Source organism: Lactobacillus sp. VURO6/B1 (VP7), assembly GCF_058139575.1.
Map to the genome: position 1 here is coordinate 1 of NZ_JBVOWJ010000029.1, position 2,956 is coordinate 2,956.

The 2,956-nt window shown below is 35.0% G+C and carries 2 protein-coding genes; both read left to right on the top strand.

The window, feature by feature from the left end; genetic code table 11:
* Positions 1-1,456 precede the first annotated feature (1,456 nt).
* Positions 1,457-2,065, top strand: a complete 609-nt coding sequence (locus ACZ2M0_RS09350) for an aggregation-promoting factor C-terminal-like domain-containing protein (RefSeq protein WP_038521159.1) — start codon at positions 1,457-1,459, stop codon at positions 2,063-2,065.
* Positions 2,066-2,086: 21 nt separating this feature from the next.
* On the top strand, positions 2,087-2,728 hold the full coding sequence (locus ACZ2M0_RS09355) for a hypothetical protein (protein WP_038521162.1): 642 nt from the start codon (positions 2,087-2,089) through the stop codon (positions 2,726-2,728).
* Positions 2,729-2,956 lie beyond the last annotated feature (228 nt).

The following is a 2,956-nucleotide window of genomic DNA, read 5'->3' on the forward strand; positions in this document are numbered from 1 at the left end:
AGATCATATTTTGGAGCGACAAAAAACAACGGCTCGGCTACTGTGCAGGGCGTTTTTTAGCTTAAATGTATGCTGGTTCTTTGTGACCAGATTAGTAACCAACAATCGACAAAGCGGTTAGTTAGATAGTTTCTTCTCCTTATCGCAAGGGGAAATTACCTAACTAACCGCTTTGCGGTTATGTTAGTTACCTTATGGGGCCAGTGTGCCCACTGCAGGGAACAGTAATTGGCAGTTTAGGTTAATTATTTGATCTTGTTTTAGGTTTAGGTGGAGCAGCTGGCGTAGTAGATTTTGGTTCAGCAGTCTTTCATGGTTTATTTGCAGGTTAGGGTGTCGAGTAGTGTTTTAGTTTTGCTTGTAGGAGATTAACCTGGTTCTTGATGTTGATTTATATTGGTCGTTCGTTGTCATTTATCGGATTAGATAAAGTTGTTTTGTTACCTATATCTTGGAATTTCACAAATTTTTAGGAAAGAGCATAAGGAGAACTGCTATCACTTACTTAACGTAAGGTGATAGCTTGGCGGTGCCAAGCGTTTTCTAACAGCAGCTGCCTGCTAGCACTTTTTTTGCGAAATATCCCAATATGGGACTGTTGCAAACGCTGGTGTAGAGCTGAAAGCCCCATCTGGGTTTGTGAAAGGGAGCTGACAGTCCCACATTGGGATTGTTACAAATCCTGGTAGAGCAGCATTCTTCTAAAGGCAAAGATCGTATCAAAAACCGTATTTTAGCTCCGCTGAATGCCAGGTTCACTTTAGATGTAATGGAGAGCGGGGGGGTAAAAAATAAAAGTAGGCAAAATAGTTGAGGAATGATTTTGTTTACTTTTAAAAAATTGGGACAGTCATTTTTGCTAGGAAGTCGTCCATTTGGTGGAAAATCAGGTGTAAGTATACCCGGGGACGAAAAAACGGCTCACAGGGGCTAATAGGGGCTAAATTAGGCAAGCTGTTGTTGGTAAGTTAGAAGAGAATAAAAAATAAATATATAAAAAAAGCGATCCTTGTGGACCGCCTTAGACGTCTTGCAAGTGACTGAACCTGCTTACACGTTTAGTTAAACATGTCTGACGTTATCTAATTCTATAAAAATTATATCATGAAAATAAAAATTTGGTAAAATAATCCTGCGCGTTTAGTGCACTATCTTGAGAAGTTGACTGGCTTCTCATAAAGGAGGTGAAAAGACGTGTCTGATGTTCTAATTCTAATTCTTTTGTATCTTGTAATTACCGCAATTCGAGATGTGTTGAATATCGTCAAAGATATTCTTAACGAACTACTTAAGTAGTACAAAAGTGAGGCCTAAGATTTTATCTTAGGCTATTTTTATAGGTATAAATAATTGAATAAAATTAATTAAAGATATATAATCTCGATATTAAAATATTAATTTATTAAGGCATTATATCATTATAATATTTTAATATACGTTTATAGGAGAATTAATTATGAAATTTAAGTATGTTGTTGGATTAGGTGTTGCTGCTGCAACCTTTGCGACAGTTGCAACTCCATTAGCGGTAACAAGTGTCAAAGCTGAGGCAACAAGTGATAGTGTAGAAAGTCCTGTTTCTAAATATGATATAAATCCTGTAGCAAACTATGATAACGATTCATTAAGACAAATTGCAATTAATAATAATTTAGATTTGTCTGTAGTTGAAGCTTTAAATGATAATATCGATCCCGATAAAGCCTTACCTAATGGTACGCCTATTTATTTGCCACAAAATGTTGGCTCTGTAGAAAACGTAGTAGGACCTCAGGCGTTCGGACCTTATGATGGTGTACCAGCAAGTATTAAGAAAAAATATTATGATAGTTTAAGTAGTGCAGAACGTTCAGCTAAACTTTGGATTGCAAAGAGAGAATCAGGATACAATTATTATGTTTCTAACGGTACGCATTACGGTCGCTTTCAGTTAGATAAAGCATATCTTAATGGCGACTATAGTATAGCTAATCAAGAAAAAGCTGCTACGATATATATTCACAAACGTTATAGTGGAAGTTGGGTAAAAGCTAAAGCATTTTGGCAAGCTCATGGCTGGTATTAAATCAAAGTAGGTTGGGTAAAAATGAAAAGATCACTTAGTATAGCAGCATTTGCAGCTGTTTTTGGTGCAAGCTTGATATTTAGTGCAACAAGCAGTAATTATGTGCCTGTTAAAGCAGCTGACGTAAGCGATACAAATACTGTAGTCAATAATCAGGGTGTGTCTGATAAAACATGGTCTAACAAACTGACTAAAGCTGGCTATGTTTTCAAGTTAGCTAAAAATATAGCTACTACTGATGGCGGATTGTATCAAAGAAAAAATGGCTTACTTAAAAAATATAGTTTGAAGCATGCTAAAAAAGTTTTCGCTAAAAACATGTTATTCAAAATAGATCGCGCTATATCAGTAGAAAATGGTTCTTTAGTTCATATTGTGTCGCAAAATGGCAAATATAAGTTTTGGACTAATTTTTTAACCGGGACATACAATGTAAATGGTCATAAAAAATCTCTTAAACCATTAATAAAAACCGAAGTAGAAATGATCACTAATACTTCTAAAGAGAAAATAGCAAAAAAGCTAGTCACTGCCGAAAAATTGGCTAATAAATTAAAGGGTTCAGATAAAAAATTGGCTCAAGAATCAATTACTCAATTGAAGCAATGGATTGATAATGAAGTTTTTGCTAATATTCCTGTTCTTCTAATTGGTAGCCTGTAAGACAAGTAAACAAGTTTTTAATTTACTGCTGCTATCAAAGTGATTTTCTTATTAATTTACGAAGCATACGGAGCAATTTAAAGTTAAAGATTAAAAGTAACAAATAAGCTGGTATGAAGCAATTGGTCTAATTGTGAAATTACCAGGTAATGAAAAAAGGGAAGGCTGTTAAATCAGTCTTCCCTTTTGCTATACGGCTTCAAATTCACAAACATTTTTTTGCTGCAG